This is a genomic window from Tepidimonas charontis, assembly GCF_007556685.1.
GTDB classification, from domain to species: domain Bacteria; phylum Pseudomonadota; class Gammaproteobacteria; order Burkholderiales; family Burkholderiaceae_C; genus Tepidimonas; species Tepidimonas charontis.
This window is the reverse complement of sequence record NZ_VJON01000011.1, coordinates 19,580-39,059: the sequence shown is the minus strand read 5'-3', so window position 1 is coordinate 39,059 and position 19,480 is coordinate 19,580. Positions and strand designations below refer to the sequence as shown.

Sequence of the window (19,480 nt, the reverse complement as noted above, 5' to 3'; positions counted from 1 at the left end):
GGGGTCATGCCTCGCGACCGCGGCCGGGCTGACCGCGGTCGGACGTCGGTATAAGCACGTCCGTGAACGATGCTCGTCATGCGTGCCACGCCGCCCCAACCGCGCTATCCCTCATCGATTCGCGTCCACCGCGCACCATGACTGTCACCATCAAAGATTCCGCCGGCATCGAAGGGATGCGGCGTGCCGGCCGCCTGGCCGCCGAGGTACTGGACTACCTGACCCCTTACGTGCGTCCGGGCGTCACCACCAATGAGCTCGACCGTTTGGCGCACGACTACATCGTCAACGTTCAGCAGGCCATTCCCGCGCCGCTGAACTATGCGCCCAATGGTTACACGCCCTATCCCAAGAGCATCTGCACTTCGGTCAACCACGTCGTCTGCCACGGCATCCCGAATGACAAACCGCTGAAAAAGGGCGATATCGTCAATATCGACGTCACCGTGATCAAGGACGGCTGGCATGGCGACACCAGCCGTATGTTTTTGGTCGGCGAGGTGGCGCCGCACGCGCGCCGCCTGTGCCAAATCACCTACGAAGCCATGTGGAAAGGCATCGCCATGGTGCGGCCGGGCGTGCGTCTGGGCGACATCGGTCACGCCATCCAGAGCTACGCCGAGGCCGCAGGCTACAGCGTGGTGCGCGAGTTTTGCGGTCACGGCATTGGCCAGCGCTTTCACGAAGACCCGCAGGTGCTGCACTACGGTCGCCCAGGCACCGGCATGGAACTGCGTCCCGGCATGACCTTCACCATCGAGCCGATGATCAACCAAGGGCGGCGTGAGATCCGCGAACTGGGCGACGGCTGGACCATCGTCACCAAGGACCGATCATTGTCGGCCCAGTGGGAGCACACGGTGTTGTGCACCGACACCGGCGTCGAAGTGCTGACCGTCTCTGCGGGCATGCCCGCCCCACCTGCGTTTGTCGACATCGCTGCTGCGGCGTAACGTTTGACCGGGCAACGGCGATCGCGTCGACCGTGGCCCGCGGTTTGCTTGACTGCGCTGTGCCATGAACCCAACCCGCTCGCCCCGCTCCAGCCCCCACACGCCGCTGCCCCATCTCGACGTGGCGGCGCTGCGCCAGCGCTACCGAGACGACAAAGATGCCGTGCTGCGTGCCATCGAGGCGCTGAGTGCCCGCTCGCGCGGCGTGCGACCACAGCTGCGCCGGCTGGCGCGGCTAACCGACGCCGTCTTGCGCACACTCTGGCGTGGCTGCGGATTGCCACGCACGGCGGCGTTGGTGGCGGTCGGAGGGTATGGGCGCGGGGAGCTGTTCCCCTACTCCGATATCGACGTCTTGGTGCTGCTGCCAGACGATGCGCGCCCGCATGGGGATGCGTGCCTGCAGCAGGCGCTGGAGCGCTTCATCGGCAGCTGCTGGGACGCGGGGCTCGAAATCGGCTCCAGCGTGCGCACGGTACGGGAGTGCCTTGACGAGGCGGCCGCCGATATTTCGGTGCAAGCCGCGCTGCTGGAGAGCCGCTGGCTGGCGGGCGACCGGCGCCGTTTCGTGGCCTTGGGGCACGCGCTGGCCGAACAGATCGAACCGCTGGCCTTCTGCCGCGCCAAGCTGTTCGAAATGCAACAACGCCACCAGCGCTACGAAAACACCCCCTACGCGCTGGAGCCCAACTGCAAGGAGTCGCCCGGTGGCCTGCGCGACCTGCACGTCATCCTGTGGGTGGCCAAAGCAGCGGGGCTGGGTCACTCGTGGGACGAGCTGGCGCGCCGCGGCCTGGCCACCGCACGCGAAGCCCGCCAGCTCAAAGCCAACGAAGCGTTTTTGAGCCTCATCCGCGCCCGGCTGCACGTGCTGGCACGCCGCCGCGAAGACCGGCTGGTGTTCGACCTGCAGACGGCGCTGGCCACAGCCTTCGGCATCGAACCGGGCGGCGTCAGTGGCAGCGCACGCGAACAAAGCGCGCGCCGGGCACGGCGCGCCAGCGAGCGCCTGATGCGGCGCTACTACTGGGCTGCCAAAGCCGTCACCCAGCTCAATCAGATCTTGCTGCTCAACATCCAGGAGCGACTGGCACGCGACGAACACGGCGAGCAAGCGCTGCGCCCCCTCAATGATCGCTTTTTCGACCGCGGCGGCATGCTCGAAGTGGCCGGCGATGATTTGTACTGGCGCCAGCCCCAGGCGATTCTCGAAACCTTCTTGCTCTATCAGCAAACACCGGGCATCAAGGGGCTGTCGGCACGCACGCTGCGCGCGCTGTACAACGCGCGCCCGGTCATGAACGCTGCCTTCCGACGCGACCCCGTCAACCGCCGCACCTTTTTGCACATCCTGCAGCAACCGCAAGGCATCACGCACGCGCTGCGCCTGATGAATCAGACCTCGGTATTGGGCCGCTACCTGTGGCCTTTTCGCAACACCGTCGGCCAGATGCAGCACGACCTGTTCCACGTCTACACGGTGGACCAGCACATTCTGATGGTGGTGCGCAATATGCGGCGATTTTTCATGCCCGAACACGCCCACGAATACCCCTTTTGCTCACAGCTGGCGGCGGGTTGGGACAAACCCTGGCTGCTGTACTTGGCCGCGTTGTTCCACGATATCGGCAAAGGGCGCAGCGGCGATCACTCGGTGCTGGGCGCGCGCGACGTGGTGACGTTTGCGCGCCAGCACGGCATGACGGCCGAGGACACGGAGCTGGTGCGCTTCTTGGTCGCCGAACACCTCACCCTGAGCCACGTTGCCCAGCGCGAGGACATCAGCGACCCCGAGGTCATCCGCGCCTTCGCTCGCCGCGTCGGCGACGAACGCCGCCTCACCGGCTTGTATCTGCTGACGGTGGCCGACATCCGTGGCACCAGTCCCAAAGTGTGGAACGGCTGGAAGGCCAAGCTGCTGGAAGATCTGTACCGCATGACGCTGCGCGTGCTCGGCGGCGGCGCGCCCGACCCGCATGCGGAAATCGAGGCCCGCCGGCGCGAGGCGCTGAGCCTGCTGGCGCTGCATGCCCTGCCGCACCAAGCCCACCAGGCGCTGTGGGCGCGGCTGGACGTGGGCTACTTCATGCGCCACAGCGCCGACGAAATCGCCTGGCATACGCGGCACATCACGCGGGCGCTGGCGCAAACCGCCCAGCCGGCTGCAGCCACCGTGGTGCGCGCACGCCTGTCGCCGGCCGGCGAGGGCCTGCAGGTGCTGGTGTATTGCCCCGATCAACCCGATCTGTTCGCGCGCATCTGCGGCTACTTCGACCAGGCGGGTTTTTCGATTCTGGACGCCAAAATCCACACCACGGCCGACGGCCACGCGCTCGATACCTTCCAGGTCGCCACCGACACCTTGGCGGAGCACTACCGCGAACTGATCTCGATGGTCGAGCGCAATTTGCCGCTGGCGCTGGCACCTGGTGCGCCGCTGCCGTCGGTGGGCAAAGGGCGGGTCTCGCGGCGGGTTCGCAGTTTTCCGGTGGTGCCGCGCGTGCAGCTGCAGCCCGACGAGCGCGGGCAGCGCTGGCTGCTCAATGTGTCGGCCAGCGACCGCAAGGGCTTGCTGGTGCGCATTGCCGACGTCTTCACGCGTCATGGGGTGCAGCTGCAGCTGGCCAAAGTCACCACCCTGGGCGAGCGGGTCGAGGATACCTTCGTCATCAGCAGCCCCACGCTGCACGTGGCCCGCGAGCAAGCGGCGCTGACGCAGGAATTGCTGGCGGTACTCGACGACGCCTGACCTTGTCGCTATAGTGAGCGCAACGGATGCGACCACGTTGACGTCATCACATCGGGGAGTGTTGCCATGCGTACGACTCGTCAGCCGCCGCGCGCGGATCGGTATGGTTTGCCGTGGCACGCTGCCATGCGCGCGATACGCCACGGCGCCGTTGCTGCCGGCTGCCTATGGGCCCTGGCAGCCCAAGCCGACATACCCGCGATCTTTCGCGATGCCGATTTGGCGCTGGGCGAGCAGCTCATCCGCCAGCACCGCTGCAGCCAATGCCACGCCGAAAAAGTCGGTGGCGACGGCAGCGCCATCTACCGTCCGCTGGGGCGCGTCAACACCGCCGGTTTGCTGCGCGGCATGGTCGAGCAGTGCAATAGTGCGCTCAACTTGCAGATGTGGCCCGAAGAGGTGACGGCGGTGGCTGCCGTACTCAACCGCGATCACTATCGTTTCAAGGACTGACGGCAGCGTTCAACAACGCCAACAAGCCGGCTTCGTCGATGACGGGCACGCCGAGCTCGCGCGCTTTGTCGAGCTTGCTGCCAGCGGCCTCACCGGCCACCACATAGTCGGTCTTGCGGCTGACCGAGCCGCTGACCTTGCCGCCGGCGGCCTCGATGCGCGCCTGCGCCTGTTCGCGGGTGAGCGTGGGCAGTGTGCCGGTCAGCACGAAGGTTTTGCCCGCCAGCGGCCGCAGCGTATGCGCGCCATATTCGGGATCGGGCTGCGGCCAATGCACGCCGCAGGCCCGCAGCTGCTCGATCACCTCGCGGTTGTGTGGCTGGGCAAAAAAGGTCGCAATGCTGCGGGCCACCACCGGGCCGACGTCGGGCGCTTGCTGCAGCGTCTGCACAGACGCATCCATGATCGCCTCCAGCGTGCCGAAGTGGCGCGCCAGATCGCGCGCCGTGCGCTCGCCCACGTGCCGAATGCCCAGGGCAAACAAAAAACGCGCCAGCGTGGTGGTCTTCGACGCCTCGATCGCCGCCAGGACGTTGGAAGCCGACTTTTCGGCCATGCGATCCAGCCCCACCAAGGCGGTCAGGCCCAGGCGATACAAATCGGCCACGGTGCGCACCAGCCCGGCGTCCACCAGTTGATCGACCAACTTCTCGCCCAAGCCCTCGATATCCATCGCGCGCCGCTGTGCGAAGTGCAAAATGGCCTGCTTGCGCTGCGCCGGGCAATACAGCCCACCGGTGCAGCGGTGATCGACTTCGCCTTCTTCGCGCACCACGGCCGAGCCACACACCGGGCAGTGGGTGGGCATACGAAAGGGCGCGCCGCGCGGCTCGGGCAATGGTGGGGCCACCGCCACCACTTCGGGAATCACGTCGCCAGCGCGGCGCACGATCACGGTGTCACCCACGCGCACGTCCTTGCGCGCGACTTCGTCGGCGTTGTGCAGGGTGGCGTTGGTCACCGTCACGCCGCCCACGAATACCGGCTCCAACTTGGCCACCGGCGTGAGCTTGCCGGTGCGCCCCACCTGCACCTCGATGGCCAGCACGCGCGTGAGCTGCTCCTGCGCCGGGTATTTGTGCGCAATGGCCCAGCGTGGCTCGCGCGTCACGAAGCCCAGCCGCTGCTGCCAGTCGAGCCGGTCCACCTTGTAGACGACGCCGTCGATGTCGTAGGGCAGCTGGTCACGGCGCTCGCCCATCTCACGATGGTAGTCGGCCAGTGCCTGTCCGCCGCTGCAGCGCCGCGCCCATTCCGATACCGGAAAACCCCACTCACGCAAGGTCTGCAACACCTCCCAATGGGTGGCCCAACGCGGTCCACCGGCTTCGGGCGGGCTCACCTCGCCCACCCCGTACGCAAAGAAGCTCAGCGGGCGCGAGGCCGCCACCGTCGGGTCGAGCTGACGCACCGCCCCGGCCGCCGCATTACGCGGGTTGACGAAGGTCTTCTCGCCGGCCGCGCGCTGGCGTGCATTGAGCGCCTCGAACGCGTCACGCCGCATATACACCTCGCCGCGCACTTCCAACTGCAGCACCGCAGCCCCGGCACCACGCACGCGCAACGGAATCTGGCCGATGGTGCGAATGGTGTGCGTCACATCCTCCCCGGTTTCACCGTCACCACGCGTGGCCGCGCACACCAACACCCCGGCCTCGTAGCGCAGGCTGATCGCCAAACCGTCGAACTTGGGCTCAGCGACATAGGTCACCGGCGGATCATCCGGCCCCAGGCCGAGCTCTTTGCGGATACGCGCATCGAAGGCCAGCGCCGCGGCCGCGTCGGTGTCGGTCTCGGTGCGGATGCTCAGCATCGGCACCCGGTGGCGCACGGTGGCAAAAGCCTCCAGTGGGCGACCGCCGACGCGCTGGGTCGGCGAATCGGGGGTCACCCAGTCGGGGTGCCGTGCCTCGATGGCTTGCAGCTCGGCAAACAGCCGGTCGTATTCGGCATCGGGAATTTCGGGGTCGTCCAGCACATAGTAGCGCCAGGCATGGTAATTCAGCAGCGCGCGCAAGGTCTCGGCGCGCGCGCGCTCGGCCGCATCGGCGTCGGCGGGCGCCGTCGGCGCGGCGCCCGCGGCAGCAGGGGTGAAATCGGCAGTGCTCACAGCTGAGATTATCCGACGGCGGCCCACCCGCCGCCGCGCTCAGGCCTCGGGCGCCACGCGTGCGGTAAACCAGCGTCCGGGCTCCAGCGTCGGCATGTGTTGCCCCACATCCGGGTACAGCCAGCGCAGCGTGCGGCGCACCGCCGCCGCCTGGGGCAGCACATCGGTCACGAACGAGGCCCGGGCGTGCTCCAAGACAGTGAGAAACAACGCGCGATCATGGGCCAGATCGAACAGATCGGCGTGCGCCGCCAAGTCCATCGGACTGGCCGTTTGCAACCAGCGCAGGCTGCGCTGCACGGCGCGCGCCAGCGCTTGCAACTCGGGCTGATGGGCGGCCAGCACCGCTGGGGCGGCACTCAGTGCAACGCCGATCACCGAACCGCCGAACAGGCGTTGACTGTGCTCGGGATCGCGCATATCCGTCAACAGATACAGCACACCCATGCGCTGCAGGCGCGTCAGCAGCGGGTCACCGACACAGACGGCGTCCACGCGCCGGCTCAGCACGTCCTGCTCCAGCGCATCGGGCGTGGCATACAGCACGGGCGCCACCGCGTCACTGGCTGCGCCATTGAGACGCCACCAATGCGCCAGCGCCAAGCGCGCCATGCCGTCACCGGCCAGAACTCCCACCGCCCCCCCAGGCCGGCGTTGCGCTGCCGGCACACGCAGTGCCGCATCGCTGTGCCAGCCAATGGCCACCTGGGGGGTGCGCGTCAGCGCCGCGAAGATCAGCCGTGGTTGAGCGCGGGCGTGCGCCTCGACGAGCGCATCGAATGTACACGCGTACACCCGTGCGCCCGCACCCGGCGTGTTATCGGCTCGATCATCGACCTCGAGCGCGACGGTGAGCCCCTCCGCCTCGTAAAACCCCAAGCGCCGGGCCAGATGCAGCGGCAAACACGGCACCGTACACGGGCTGACGAGCGTGACGTGGACCCGCTGCGCCGCCCCGGCGCGACGCACCGTCCCCAGCGTCCCCACCGTCAGAACGGCTGCGTGGACGAACTGCCGCCGATTCATGGCCCAAACACCCCATGCGACCCCTGCAACACAGGGCCATCGGCGACAAGCTTATGCCCATGATTGGGGTGCGACCATCGGGAACTGCCCCATTGGGGTCAACCCGCAGCGGGGCCTCAGCGCCGGTCCGCCAGCGCGTGGGCAATGGTGCCCAGATCCACATACTCCAGTTCGCTGCCCACGGGCACCCCACGCGCCAGACGCGTGACATGCAGCCCCAGGGCGCTGGCCAGTTGGGTGACGACGTGTGCCGTGGCCTCGCCCTCGGCGGTGAAATTGGTGGCCACGATCACCTCTCGCACCGGTGGCGTGGCCTGCAGCCGCTGCAACAGCGGGCGCACACCGATGTCGTCCGGTCCGACCCCGTCGAGCGGGCTGAGCCGCCCCATCAATACGAAATAGCGCCCCCGGTAGGCGCCGGTGCGCTCGATGGCCGCCTGATCCGCCGGTGTCTCCACGACGCACAGCTGGCTGGCATCGCGTGTTGGGTCGGCGCAGGTGGGACACACCTCCTCTTCGGCCAGGGTATGGCACAGCACACAGTGCCGCATTCCCTGCACGGCCTCCTGCAGTGCCTGCGCCAGTTGCAGGGCACCGTCGCGGTCGTGTTGCAACAAATGGTAGGCCATGCGCGCCGCCGATCGCTGCCCGACGCCGGGCAGGCGCTGCAGGGCCTGCATTAAAGTCTGCAGGCGGCGCGGCGGGGCATGTGTCATGGACCGGGCTGCACCCGCCTCAGAACGGGAACTTCAGACCACCCGGCAGACCGGGCATGCCCGCGGTGACCTTGGCCATGCGCTCTTGCGTCGCCTCCTCCACCCGCCGCACGGCGGCGTTGAAGGCGGCGGCCACCAGGTCTTCCAGCATGTCCTTGTCATCGGCCAGCAAGCTGGGGTCGATGGTGACGCGCTTGACCTCGTGCTTGCCGGTCATCACCACTTTGACCAGGCCGGCACCGGATTCCCCGGTCACCTCCATCGTCGCCAGCTCTTCCTGCGCACGGCGCAGGTTGTCTTGCATGGCCTGGGCCTGCTTCATCAGGCCCGCCAGTTGTCCTTTGTTGAACATGGGTGTGTATCCTCAACCAACGATCAGGGCGACGGCAGGGGGCCGCCGATGGGTTCGATGCTACCAGGGACGATGGTCGCGCCATAGTCGTGTGCAAGCGTCTGCACATACGGGTCGGCGCGCAGCGCCGCTTCGGCGGCGACCAAGCGCGCGCGCTGGGCAGCGGCGCGCCGCTGCGCGGGCGCCTGTGGCGCGGGGCCGACTTCCACTTCCAGGCGCCAGTCGCTCGCCAGCCCCAGGTGGTCGACGAGTGCGCGGCGCAAGCGCTCGCGCGCGCCATCTTGGTTCAACACCGCCTGCGGCACCCGCAGGCGCGCCCCGGTGTCACCCCACTGCACGCATTCAGCCTGCAGCGCCAACTCGCGCACCAACGCCTGCACGCGCCCGGCGGCCTCCAACTCGCCCACCACCCCCTCCCACCAGCGCGCCGCATCGGCGACGTCGAGCGGCGCCAAAGCGCTATGGGCGGCCAGCACGCCGGCTTGCGCGGTGCCGGCGGCAACACCTTGCCTCGTCGGCGCATCATCGCCGGCGGGTGTCGGGGCGGGTGTCGGGGCGGGTGTTGGAGCGGGTGTTGGAGCGGATGCTGAGGCGCTTGCCCCCATGCCACCCGCTGTCGACGCGGGCAACCGTGCGCCGCCCGCGACCGCTTCCAGACCATCGGACCTCGGGGCAGCGGGGGCCGCCGGCGCCCCAAACGCGAAGGCCCGCAGCAGCACCATCGTCAGTGCCGCGTACTCATCCGGGGCCAACCCCAGCTCGCTGCGGCCGTGCAGAAACAGGCTGTACAGCAGCTGGGTGACATCGGGCGGCAGAGCCTGCGCCAATGCGCGCAAGCGGGCGTCTTCGACATCGGGCTCGGCGGCTTCACCGACCCACTGCAGGACGGCGATGCGCTGCAGCCACACCACCAGCTCCTCCAGCGTCGCGTCGCTCGCCACACCGTGCAGGCGCATGTCCTGCACCGTTTGCACCACGCGCGCGGCATCGCGCTCGGCCAGCGCCTGCAACAGGGCCCACACGTACTCATGCTCAGCCGCCCCCAACATCTGGCGCACGTCGGCCTCGCGCACCGCACCGCCGCCATAGGCGATGGCCTGATCGGTCAGGCTGAGCGCGTCGCGCATCGAGCCACGCGCCGCGCGCGCCAGCAGACGTATCGCCCCTGCCTCGGCCGCGATGCCTTCGGCGGTCAACACGCGCTGCAGGTGCTCGGCGACCGTATCGGGCGCCATCGGACGCAAGTTGAACTGCAGGCAACGGCTCAGCACCGTCACCGGTACCTTCTGCGGATCGGTGGTGGCCAGCACGAATTTGAGGTATTCCGGCGGCTCCTCCAGCGTCTTCAACATCGCGTTGAAGGCGGTATGGGTGAGCATGTGCACTTCATCGATCATGAAGACCTTGAAGCGCCCTTGCACCGGCTTGTAAATCGCCTGCTCCAGCAGCGTCTGCACCTCGTCGACGCCGCGGTTGGAGGCCGCGTCGAGCTCGGTGTAGTCGACGAAGCGACCGGCGTCGATGGCACGGCAGGCCTCGCAGACGCCACAGGGGGCATCCGTGATGTCGCCCTGACCATCCGGCCCGGTGCAATTCAAGGATTTGGCCAGGATGCGCGACACCGTCGTCTTGCCCACGCCGCGCGTGCCCGTAAACAGATAGGCATGATGCAGCCGCCGCGTGCGCAACGCGTGGCCGAGCGCCTGCACCACGTGCTCCTGCCCCACCATCTCGGCAAAGGTCTTCGGACGGTATTTACGGGCCAGGACCAAGTACGACATGTGTTGGATTCTATCGGTGCCCCCGCGCACCTGGCGACGCCACCACGCGGCAGTGCCCCCGGTGTACGCCATCCTGTCATACAATGGCAAGCGACGGGCCTTCCCGCATGGGGAAGCGGCCAACCGGGTCAGGTGGGGAACCAAGCAGCCCTAACCGTGTAGCCAGTGCCGGGGTCAAGGCTCGTCACCTCCGTTCATCCATCTGACGTTATCGACGACCCGAGATCCACCACCATGGCCAGCGACCTGATCAAACACGTGACCGATGCCACCTTCGACGCCGATGTGCTGAAGTCGGCGACGCCGGTGCTGGTGGATTTCTGGGCCGAATGGTGCGGTCCGTGCCGTATGATCGCCCCCATTCTGGATGAGGTGGCAGCGGCGTACCGGGGCAAGCTGCAGGTCGCCAAGGTCAACGTCGATGAAAACCGCTCGGTACCAGCACAGTACGGCATCCGCGGCATTCCGACCCTGATGCTGTTCAAGGACGGACAGCTTGCCGCCACCAAGGTTGGCGCTTTGTCGAAAGCGCAATTGACCGCTTTCATCGAGCCGCACCTGAGTTGAGCGCGGCACGCGCCGACAGTGCGGGCGCACAGCGCACGTCACCGGACGCCGCTCCTGGTGTCATAATCAAGGCTGAAGGGGCGTCTGGCCGGCACCGATGCGGTGTCGGTCGCCGTTGAATCCACGCGTCGTCGAAGCCGTACGACCGCCCCGACGCCGCTGCAAGCCCCCAACCTTCCCCTTGTGGCCGCCTCGGCCGCGTTGGCCGATTTCGGCGTGCATATGGCATTTGCCCATTCACGCATTTCCTCCGCTCGGAGTGTCTTTCCATGCACCTCAACGAACTAAAGGCCTTGCACGTCTCGGCATTGCTGAAGATGGCCGAGGAGCTCGAGATCGAAAACGCCAGCCGCCTGCGCAAGCAGGAGCTGATGTTCGCCATCATCAAGCGGCGCGCCAAGGCGGGCGAACAGGTCTTTGCCGATGGCGTGCTGGAGGTGCTGCCCGACGGCTTCGGCTTTCTGCGCGACCCCAGCGCCAGCTACACCGCCAGCACCGACGATATCTACATCTCGCCCAGCCAGATTCGCCGCTTCAATCTGCACACCGGCGACATGATCGAGGGCGACGTGCGCATCCCCAAAGATGGTGAGCGCTACTTTGCCCTCAACAAGCTCGACAAGATCAACGGCCTGCCGCCCGAGCAGAACAAGCACAAGATCATGTTCGAGAACCTCACGCCGCTGTTCCCCAAGGAACAGATGAAGCTCGAGCGTGAGGGCCTCAAGGGCGAAGAAAACATCACCGGCCGCATCATCGACATCATCGCCCCGATCGGCAAAGGCCAGCGCGCCCTGATCGTTGCGCCGCCCAAGAGCGGCAAGACGGTGATGATGCAGCACATCGCGCACGCCATCACCACCAACTATCCGGAGGTAATTTTGATGGTGTTGCTGGTGGACGAGCGCCCCGAGGAGGTGACCGAGATGCAGCGCACGGTGCGCGGTGAGGTCATCGCCTCCACCTTCGATGAGCCGGCAGCGCGCCACGTACACGTGGCCGAAATGGTGATCGAGCGCGCCAAGCGCCTGGTGGAGCTGAAAAAGGACGTGGTGATCCTGCTCGACTCGATCACGCGCCTGGCGCGTGCCTACAACAACGTGCTGCCCTCCAGCGGCAAGGTGCTAACCGGCGGTGTGGACGCCAACGCCCTGCAGCGACCCAAACGTTTCTTCGGCGCCGCCCGCAACGTCGAGGAAGGCGGCAGCCTCACCATCATCGCCACCGCACTGGTGGACACGGGCAGCCGCATGGACGAGGTGATCTTCGAAGAGTTCAAGGGCACCGGCAACTGCGAGATCCACCTCGACCGCCGTCTGTACGAAAAGCGCGTCTTCCCCTCGATCCAGCTCAGCCGCAGCGGCACCCGCCGCGAAGAGCTGCTGCTGCCGCCCGAGATCCTGCAAAAGACCCGTATCCTGCGCCAGTTCTTCTACAACATGGACGAGATCGAGGCGATGGAGATGGTGCTCAAGAGCATGAAGCAAACCAAGAACAACCAGGAGTTCTTCGAGCTGATGCGCCGTGGTGGTTGATGCCACGGTCGGTCGCGCCGTATAATGCGGAGCTTTGCAGCAAGTGCACCGGATGGGCCGGTCGTGGCTACTGCAGTAGGTCAGACGATCATGAAAGAAGGCATCCACCCGAACTACCGCGAAGTCTGCTTCGTCGATCTTTCCAACGGCGCTCAGTTCATCATTCGTTCGTGCGCGCCCACCAAGGAAACGATCAAGTTGGACGATGGCCGCGAGTTGCCACTGTTCAAGCTGGAAACCTCGAGCGAATCGCATCCTTTCTACACCGGCACGCAAAAAACCGTGGACACTATGGGCGGCCGGGTGGAAAAATTCCGCAATCGCTACGCCCGCGCGGCCAAGTAAACGGCACCCTCGTTCGAGTGCACACGAAGAGCAGCCCGCGGGCTGCTCTTTTGTTGAGCGCGATGGCGACGACGTGGGCAGACGGTGGATGCGCCCCCGCCGCCGTTCGATAATCCGGGCCACCCCGTGGCCCTGTTCGCCCGACCGTGATCCATCCCACCCCCGCCCTCGTGACCGCCGCTGCCATCCGGCGCTTGCCGCGCTGGGTGCCTTGGCTCATCGTCGCAGCGTTCGTGCTACCGGGCTTCGTGGGGCGCGACCCGTGGCGGCCCGATGATTTGGCCGCCTTCGCCGTCATGCTGGACATGCGCGGCGGCGGATCGTGGCTCTCACCCGAAGTCCTGGGAGAGACGGCGGGCCCTCTGGCGTGGCTGCCCTACTGGGTGGGAGCAGCGGCGCTGGCTTTGGCGCCGCCGTTGCCCGCTGAGCTGGCGGTTCGTCTGCCCTTCATCGCCCTGCTTGGGCTCACACTGGCCAGCACGTGGTACGCGACTTATCGCCTGGCCCGCTTGCCCGCTGCGCAGCCGATCGATCTGGCGTTTGGTGACCGTATCTCACCCACCGACTATGCCCGGGCGCTGGCCGACGCAGCGCTGCTGGCGCTGGTGGCCACCCTGGGGCTGGCGCTGCGCGCGCACGAAGCCACGCCAGCGGCTGCGCAGTTGGCGTTTGCCGCCCTGTTGTTCCACACCGCCGCGCGCGGCTTGACGCCTGCGGCCGCCGGCAACGCGCGCTTGCTGCTGCCATGGTGGGGGGCAGCGTGGGGGCTGGCCTTGTCCGGCGCCCCGCTGCTGGGCGCGGCCTTGGCCGCTGCAGCGCTGGCCTGGTGGTGGCCGTATCAGCCTCGCAGGATGCGACTGGGCGCTGCGCTGGGCAGTATCTCGGCCTTGGCCGCAAGCGTTGGGCTGGCGTGGCTGGCAGGGCGCGCCCCCGAGCTGTGGGACATACGCTTGGCGCGATGGACGACGCTGGAAGGCTGGCACAGCTTCGTGCGTCTGCTGGCCTGGTTTGTCTGGCCGTCGGCGGCGCTGGCGCTGTGGGCGCTATGGCGCTGGCGCGCGCGCTGGCGTGAACCGCACATCGGTTGGCCGCTGACTTGCGTGGTCGTGACGGGCGCGGCCACCGTGCTCGACGGCGGCGACGACCGCACGCTCCTGCTGGCGCTGCCGGCGTTGGCGGCGCTGGCCGCGTTTGCCTTGCCGACCCTGCGGCGCGGCGTCGCGGCTGCGATCGACTGGTTTGCCCTGCTGTTCTTCAGCGGTGCCGCCATCGTCATCTGGGTCATCTGGGTGGCGATGCAAACCGGTGTACCGCCGAAGCCCGCGGCCAACGTGGCACGCTTGGTGCCTGGCTTCGAGCCAGCCTTCGACGCCTGGCTGTTCACCCCGGCTGCGCTGGCCAGCATCGCGTGGCTGCTGATCGTGGCTTGGCGGCTGGGACGCCACACCCCAGCGTTGTGGAAAGGCTTGGTCTTGTCGGCGTCCGGGCTGACGCTGAACTGGCTGTTGCTGATGACGCTGTGGCTGCCGTTGCTCAACTACGGCATGGGGCAGGCGCCGATTTCGCGGCGCGTGGCGGCCATGGTGCCGCCTGGGGCCTGTGTGGCCGTCTTCGGCCTCGACGGCGCCCGCATTGCGGGCCTGCAGCACCACGGCGGGCTGACCGTGCGCCGCGTCGGCGCGCGCGGGCAGACGGATTGCCCCATCCTGGTGCTGGCCCCCGCAGCGTACCCGGTGGCTTCACCGTGGCTGCAATCGGGGCGCTGGCGCCTGCGCAGCGAGATTCCGCGCCTGCGTGAAAACCGGGAACGCTGGCTGGTGTTCGAGCGCGCCGATTAGCCACCGTGCGGCAACGGCACCGACGGCTCGGCACTGGCTGCAGGTCGGATGCGCGCTGGCGGCAGCGTCAGACGAAACGTCGAGCCCTGCCCCACGACGCTGTCGATGAGCAGTTCGCCGCCGTGGCGCTGGATGACATGCTTGACGATGGCCAGCCCCAAACCCGTGCCGCCGCTTTCGCGCGAGCGGCTGCGATCGACCCGATAGAAGCGCTCGGTCAGCCGCGGCAGGTGCTCTGGGGCAATGCCCGGTCCGTCATCGCGCACCCACACCTCCAGCCCACCGTCGGCGCGCTCCTGCCAACCGACGTCGATGTGGCCCTGTGCACCAGCGTAGCGCACGGCGTTGGACAGCAAATTGCCCAAGGCGCTGAGCAATTCGCTGCGTGCCCCCACCACCAACCTGGGCGGCCCCGCGACGACGGACAAGGTTTGACTACCCCCATGGAGCACGTTGGACAGCGCCTGCGCCTGCGTCAGCGCCTCCGACACCCAGTCGGCCACGGCCACACACTCGGATTCGTCGGGGGGTGGACTGCCCTCCAGCCGCGACAGCAGCAGCAGATCGCTCACCAGGTTTTGCATGCGCTGCGCCTGCTGCTGCATCAGCGCCAAAAAATGGGCGCGCTCCTCGGCACTGAGCTCCAGCGTCTGCAGCGTCTCGATGAAGCCCGAGATGACGGTGAGCGGGCTGCGAATTTCGTGCGAGACATTGGCGACGAAATCGCGCCGCATCGCCTCGGCGAGCTCGATGGCGGTGACATCGCGCGTCAGCATTAGCCGCCGGCCCTTGCTGTACGGAAACAGCTGCACCGCGATGTGCTGTGGGTGGCCGGGGCGTGCATCGCGCCCTTCGATCTCGATCGGGTGACGGTAGTCACCGCGGTTGAGGTAAGCGATGAAGGCTGGATCGCGCACCAGATTGCGGATGCGCTGGCCGATGTCGCGCCGCGCATCGAACCCCAGATGCACACCCGCCATCAGATTACACCATTCGATGCAGCCCTGTTTGTCCAGCAAAACGATGCCGTTGGGCGAGGCCTGGATCGCCGACAGAAACGCCTGCAAGCGGGCGTTGGCCTTGCGCGCCTTGCGGTTGAGCGCTTTGAAGGCGCGGCGCGCGCGCGAGGCGATATCGTCCCACAAGGGCCCCAGATCCGGTGGCATGACGCCCACCGGGTCGTCGAGCCAACGCAGCAGACGCCGTGCTCGGCGAGCATCCCACCACAGCCACAGCCACGCTCCACCCAGGGCCCCCAGGGCGACGGCGAATGTCCCCCCGGGCCAAGCCGCGCCCAGCGCGGTGCCCACGACCACGACCAGTGTCAGTTCGGCAAAGCGCAGCATGCGCCACTCATCTTAGCGCCATTAGCGGCCGTCACGGCGCACATCAGGCGCTGGCGGCGTCGGTTTGGGTTTGCAGCGGCCGCGCCGAGAAGCGATAGCCAGCCCCCCGCACGGTCTCCAGCGCCACCCCCGCCGGCCCCAAGGCTTCGCGCAAGCGCTTGATATGCACATCCACCGTCCGCTCTTCGATGAAGACGTGGTCACCCCAGACGCGGTCGAGCAGCGTCGCCCGTGAGTGCACCCGCTCAGGGTGTTTCATCAGGAAGTGCAGCAGACGAAACTCGGTGGGCCCCATGCGCAGTTCGCGCCCCTCGAAACTGACGCGGTGCGCCTCGGCATCGAGCAGCAAGGCCCCGGCGCTGACGCGGTCGGCCACCGCCTCGGGCACACGCCGGCGCAGTACAGCGCGAATGCGCGCCAGCAGCTCCTGCGTCGAAAACGGCTTGGTGACGTAATCGTCGGCGCCGGCATCCAGCCCCTGCACTTTATCGGTCTCTTCGGAGCGCGCCGTCAGCATGATGATGGGCACGCCCTTGGTGCGTTCGTGCGCCCGCCACTGTCGCGCCAGGTTCAGACCACTGCCACCCGGCAGCATCCAGTCCAATAAAATGACGTCGGGCAGGATGGCCTCGACCTCGCGTTGCGCTGCCTCGGCGTCGAACACGATGATCGGGGCAAAGCCGTTGTGCCGCAGGTTGACGGCAATCAGCTCGGCGATGGCCGGCTCGTCCTCCACCACCAGCACACGGGGCAGTTTTCTCATTTCAGCGCCGACTCCCGTTCCTGCGGCGAGACGTGCCGGATATCCTTACCCACGGCCACATAGACCCCGGCCTCGGCGATATTTTTGGCGTGGTCACCGATACGCTCGATGGCCTTGGCCAGAAAAGTCAGGTTCAGGCACGGCGTGATCAGGCGCGGATCCTCCATCATGAAGGTGATGAGCTTGCGCAAAAAGCCCTCGTAGACGACGTCGATGCGATCGTCGGTGTCGATCACCTGCAACAGAGCCGGCACGTCCAGGCGCGCGAACGCATCAAGGGCGGCACGAATCGAACCCGCCGCCAACGTGGCGGCGTGCACCAGATCGTCCAGGGGCAGCACGCGCGGCGCGCCGGCGGCCACGAAGTCACGCGTCATGCGCGCCACCCGCGCCGCTTCGTCACCGGCACGCTCCAGATTCACGATCACACGCGACACGCCCACCAGCAGGCGCAGGTCACGCGCAGTGGGCTGGCGGCGGCACATCACCGAGGTGATCTCGGCGTCGATCTCGACCTCGAGCCGGTTGACGCGCTCCTCCAAATCCAGCACCACCTGGGTGGCCTGCGTGTCGAGCTGGTGCAGCGCACGCATGGCTTGCCGCAACTGGGTTTCGACCAGGCCACCCATCTCCAGCACGCTGGACGAAATGTGGTTGAGCTCCTCGTCGAATTGGCTGGACAGGTGTCGTTCCATGATCCGCCGTCACTCCTCGTGTGTCATGATGAATAAACCTACCTTTATACGATACCCGCTTTCCGTGAACGTTGCGTGACAGTTTGACGGTTGAGCGCGGCGACTGGCCATGCAAACGGGGCAAGCGGCTTTGGTATGCTCAGAGGCAACGACGGAAGCCCTGCATGCAAGACGGAACCCTGCTGGCCGCGCTGGACCTTGGCTCGAACAGTTTCCGACTCGAAATCGGCCGCTACAGCGGCGGCCACATCGAGCGGGTGGAGTATTTGAAGGAAACCGTGCGCCTGGGCGCGGGGCTCGATGATACGAAGACACTGTCGGCCGACGCGATGGCGCGGGGGTGGGCCTGCCTGGCTCGCTTTGCCGAAAAATTACGTACCTTTGAACGTCACCAGGTGCGCGCCGTCGCCACCCAGACGCTGCGCGAAGCGCGCAACCGCGACGTGTTCCTGGAGCGCGCGCAAGCCATCTTGGGGTTTCCCATCGATGTCATCGCCGGGCACGAAGAAGCGCGCTTGATATACCAAGGCGTCTCCCATCTGTTGCCGCAGTCGGACGAGCGCCGCTTGGTGGTGGACATCGGGGGGCGCTCGACCGAAATGATCTTGGGACAGGGCTACCGCCCACTGCGCATGGAGTCCTATGGTCTGGGCAGCGTGGCGTGGTCGCAGCGATACTTTCCGGCCGGGCGCGTCACCGAAGCCGACATGCGCACCGCCGTCGTGGCCGCCAAGGCGGTACTGGACCAGGCGCTGGACGTCTTCCCCAGCGGCAGCTGGGACGCCGTGTATGCCTCGTCGGGCACCGCCGGGGCGCTGACCGACATACTGGGGCAGGCTGGCTTTGAGCTGGGCGTGATCACGCGTGAGGGGATGCAGTGGATCGTGCAGCGCCTGGTGCGCGCCGGCAACGTCCATGAGCTGCGCCTCGATGGGCTCAAGGACGATCGCCGCCCGGTGCTGGCCGGGGGGCTGAGCGTTTTGCTGGCGCTGTTCGAACTGTTCGACTGGTCACGGGTGCACCGCGCGCAAGGCGCGCTGCGGCAGGGGGCGCTGTACGACCTGATCGATCGCGCCTCGGACCAAACCGACGTGCGTGAGCGCACCGTGCGCTGGTTGGCGCAAAAATTCGCCGTCGACACGGCCCAGGCCGAGCGCGTGGGACGGGTGGCGACGCGCTTGTTCGAGCAGGTGGCGCGGCCCGACCCGCGCAACGGCCGCTACTCGCAAAAGCTGGCGTGGGCGGCCCATCTGCACGAAATCGGCGCACACATCTCGCACACCAGCGCTCACCGCCATGGCGCCTATATCTTGGACCACGTCGATGCACCGGGTTTTTCGCTGCCAGAGCTGCACCGCATGAGTTTGCTGGTGCTGGGCCAGCGGGGCAAGCTGCGCAAACTCGAAGCGCACCTCGACGATGAGCTATTCGTCAAGCAGCTGCTGTGTTTGCGCCTGGCGGTGCTGCTGTGTCATGCCCGCAAAGACCCCGACATCGATGCGATTCGGCTGTCGTACGTGCGACAGATTTTTCGCTTCCAGGCGACAAGCGGCTGGGCCCAACAGTATCCGCAGTCGGCGTGGCTGCTGCAGGAAGAAGCGCAGCACTGGGCACGCACCCCCTGGCGCCTGCAATTGGCACTACCGTAAACAACGGCTGAGGCTGCGGACGCCAGGAGGTCGTCGGTCAAGACGCGCTGCAGCCGCCCGATTCACATCGTCCGCGGCGGTGCACCGGTCCGCGGCCCGGGTACCGCCACCGCCAAGCGCTCACAACAGATCGGGCGCTTGGACGCTCAGCAGTATCGTTTGCCACTGGCCCTCGCGCTCGCGATGCCGCAACCACCACACCGCCCCTTTACGAATCGAACACGCGCCGGTCGTCAACCCCAGCAACTGCGCCACCACCTGCCCCAAAGTCGGCTGGTGCCCCACCACCAGCGCCGCCTGGTGTGCGTGCGGCCATTGCACCACCTCCAGCAACGCCTCGGGCGCGGCGCCTGGGGCCAGCTCGGCGCGCACACGGTATTTGCGCCCCAAGGCCAGTGCGGTTTGCTCCGCCCGCACCGCCGGGCTGCACCACACGCGGGTGCCTTCGGGCAAGTGGCGATCGAGCCAGACCGCCATCCGCGCAGCTTGCTTTTCACCGCGCGCGGTCAGCCGACGCGACAGATCATCGCCGCCACGCTCATCGGTCTCGTCCAAGTCTTCGGCTTCGGCGTGGCGCCACAGTATCAGGTCCATATTCATCC

Annotated in this window: 17 protein-coding genes and 1 other RNA gene; 9 read left to right on the top strand and 9 right to left on the bottom strand. The window is 67.1% G+C overall.

Annotation, left to right across the window (positions count from 1 at the left end; all coding sequences use genetic code 11):
* Window positions 1-137 precede the first annotated feature (137 nt).
* The 3 genes from map to Tchar_RS04985 all read left to right on the top strand — a co-directional run bounded on the left by map (window position 138) and on the right by Tchar_RS04985 (window position 4,155).
* On the top strand, window positions 138-953 hold the full coding sequence (map, locus tag Tchar_RS04995; RefSeq protein WP_144327980.1) for a type I methionyl aminopeptidase: 816 nt from the start codon (window positions 138-140) through the stop codon (window positions 951-953).
* Between the two features lie 64 nt (window positions 954-1,017).
* A complete protein-coding gene (locus Tchar_RS04990) occupies window positions 1,018-3,702 on the top strand; it encodes a [protein-PII] uridylyltransferase (RefSeq protein WP_144327979.1) in 2,685 nt (894 codons plus the stop codon).
* Window positions 3,703-3,768: 66 nt separating this feature from the next.
* Window positions 3,769-4,155, top strand: coding sequence for a hypothetical protein (locus Tchar_RS04985; RefSeq protein WP_236640241.1), 387 nt, complete (start codon window positions 3,769-3,771; stop codon window positions 4,153-4,155).
* On the opposite strand, the gene ligA is transcribed toward Tchar_RS04985, so the two are convergent.
* From ligA to dnaX, 5 genes are all read right to left on the bottom strand, one after another.
* Window positions 4,145-6,265, bottom strand: a complete 2,121-nt coding sequence (ligA, locus tag Tchar_RS04980) for an NAD-dependent DNA ligase LigA (protein WP_144327978.1) — start codon at window positions 6,263-6,265, stop codon at window positions 4,145-4,147. The genes Tchar_RS04985 and ligA overlap by 11 nt on opposite strands.
* Window positions 6,266-6,304: 39 nt before the next feature.
* Window positions 6,305-7,291, bottom strand: a complete 987-nt coding sequence (locus Tchar_RS04975) for an ABC transporter substrate-binding protein (RefSeq protein WP_144327977.1) — start codon at window positions 7,289-7,291, stop codon at window positions 6,305-6,307.
* Window positions 7,292-7,407: 116 nt separating this feature from the next.
* The gene (gene recR, locus Tchar_RS04970; RefSeq protein WP_144327976.1) at window positions 7,408-8,007 is read right to left on the bottom strand and encodes a recombination mediator RecR; all 600 of its coding nucleotides are present in this window, start codon (window positions 8,005-8,007) and stop codon (window positions 7,408-7,410) included.
* A gap of 19 nt (window positions 8,008-8,026) precedes the next feature.
* Window positions 8,027-8,359 (bottom strand): YbaB/EbfC family nucleoid-associated protein, encoded by a 333-nt coding sequence (locus Tchar_RS04965; RefSeq protein WP_144327975.1) that lies wholly within the window; start codon window positions 8,357-8,359, stop codon window positions 8,027-8,029.
* Window positions 8,360-8,382: 23 nt separating this feature from the next.
* Complete coding sequence (dnaX, locus tag Tchar_RS04960; protein WP_144327974.1) at window positions 8,383-10,140, bottom strand: DNA polymerase III subunit gamma/tau; 1,758 nt, start codon at window positions 10,138-10,140, stop codon at window positions 8,383-8,385.
* 92 nt (window positions 10,141-10,232) lie between these two features.
* On the opposite strand from dnaX, the gene ffs reads away from it, so the two are divergent.
* From ffs to Tchar_RS04935, 5 genes are all read left to right on the top strand, one after another.
* An RNA gene (ffs, locus tag Tchar_RS04955) (signal recognition particle sRNA small type) lies at window positions 10,233-10,329 on the top strand.
* Window positions 10,330-10,374: 45 nt separating this feature from the next.
* Window positions 10,375-10,707, top strand: a complete 333-nt coding sequence (trxA, locus tag Tchar_RS04950; RefSeq protein WP_144327973.1) for a thioredoxin TrxA — start codon at window positions 10,375-10,377, stop codon at window positions 10,705-10,707.
* Between the two features lie 269 nt (window positions 10,708-10,976).
* On the top strand, window positions 10,977-12,242 hold the full coding sequence (gene rho, locus Tchar_RS04945) for a transcription termination factor Rho (protein ID WP_144327972.1): 1,266 nt from the start codon (window positions 10,977-10,979) through the stop codon (window positions 12,240-12,242).
* Between the two features lie 90 nt (window positions 12,243-12,332).
* Window positions 12,333-12,587 (top strand): type B 50S ribosomal protein L31, encoded by a 255-nt coding sequence (locus tag Tchar_RS04940; protein WP_144327971.1) that lies wholly within the window; start codon window positions 12,333-12,335, stop codon window positions 12,585-12,587.
* Window positions 12,588-12,733: 146 nt separating this feature from the next.
* Window positions 12,734-14,425, top strand: a complete 1,692-nt coding sequence (locus tag Tchar_RS04935; RefSeq protein WP_144327970.1) for a hypothetical protein — start codon at window positions 12,734-12,736, stop codon at window positions 14,423-14,425.
* Here the strand turns inward: Tchar_RS04935 and phoR are convergent.
* From phoR to phoU, 3 genes are read right to left on the bottom strand one after another with little or no spacing between them, the layout of a single operon-like run.
* Entirely contained in the window at window positions 14,422-15,771 is a 1,350-nt protein-coding gene (gene phoR / locus Tchar_RS04930; protein WP_144327969.1) for a phosphate regulon sensor histidine kinase PhoR, read from the bottom strand. The two genes, Tchar_RS04935 and phoR, sit on opposite strands and share 4 nt — an antisense overlap.
* A gap of 43 nt (window positions 15,772-15,814) precedes the next feature.
* Window positions 15,815-16,534 carry a phosphate regulon transcriptional regulator PhoB gene (phoB, locus tag Tchar_RS04925; protein ID WP_144327968.1) on the bottom strand — a complete coding sequence of 240 codons (720 nt, stop codon included), beginning with the start codon at window positions 16,532-16,534 and terminating at the stop codon, window positions 15,815-15,817.
* A complete protein-coding gene (phoU, locus tag Tchar_RS04920) occupies window positions 16,531-17,232 on the bottom strand; it encodes a phosphate signaling complex protein PhoU (RefSeq protein WP_144327967.1) in 702 nt (233 codons plus the stop codon). The genes phoB and phoU overlap by 4 nt, the downstream gene beginning before the upstream one ends.
* Window positions 17,233-17,393: 161 nt before the next feature.
* On the opposite strand from phoU, the gene Tchar_RS04915 reads away from it, so the two are divergent.
* Window positions 17,394-18,878 (top strand): Ppx/GppA phosphatase family protein, encoded by a 1,485-nt coding sequence (locus Tchar_RS04915; RefSeq protein ID WP_144327966.1) that lies wholly within the window; start codon window positions 17,394-17,396, stop codon window positions 18,876-18,878.
* A gap of 120 nt (window positions 18,879-18,998) precedes the next feature.
* Here the strand turns inward: Tchar_RS04915 and Tchar_RS04910 are convergent, their stop codons facing one another.
* On the bottom strand, window positions 18,999-19,472 hold the full coding sequence (locus Tchar_RS04910; protein ID WP_144327965.1) for a SixA phosphatase family protein: 474 nt from the start codon (window positions 19,470-19,472) through the stop codon (window positions 18,999-19,001).
* Window positions 19,473-19,480: the final 8 nt, after the last annotated feature.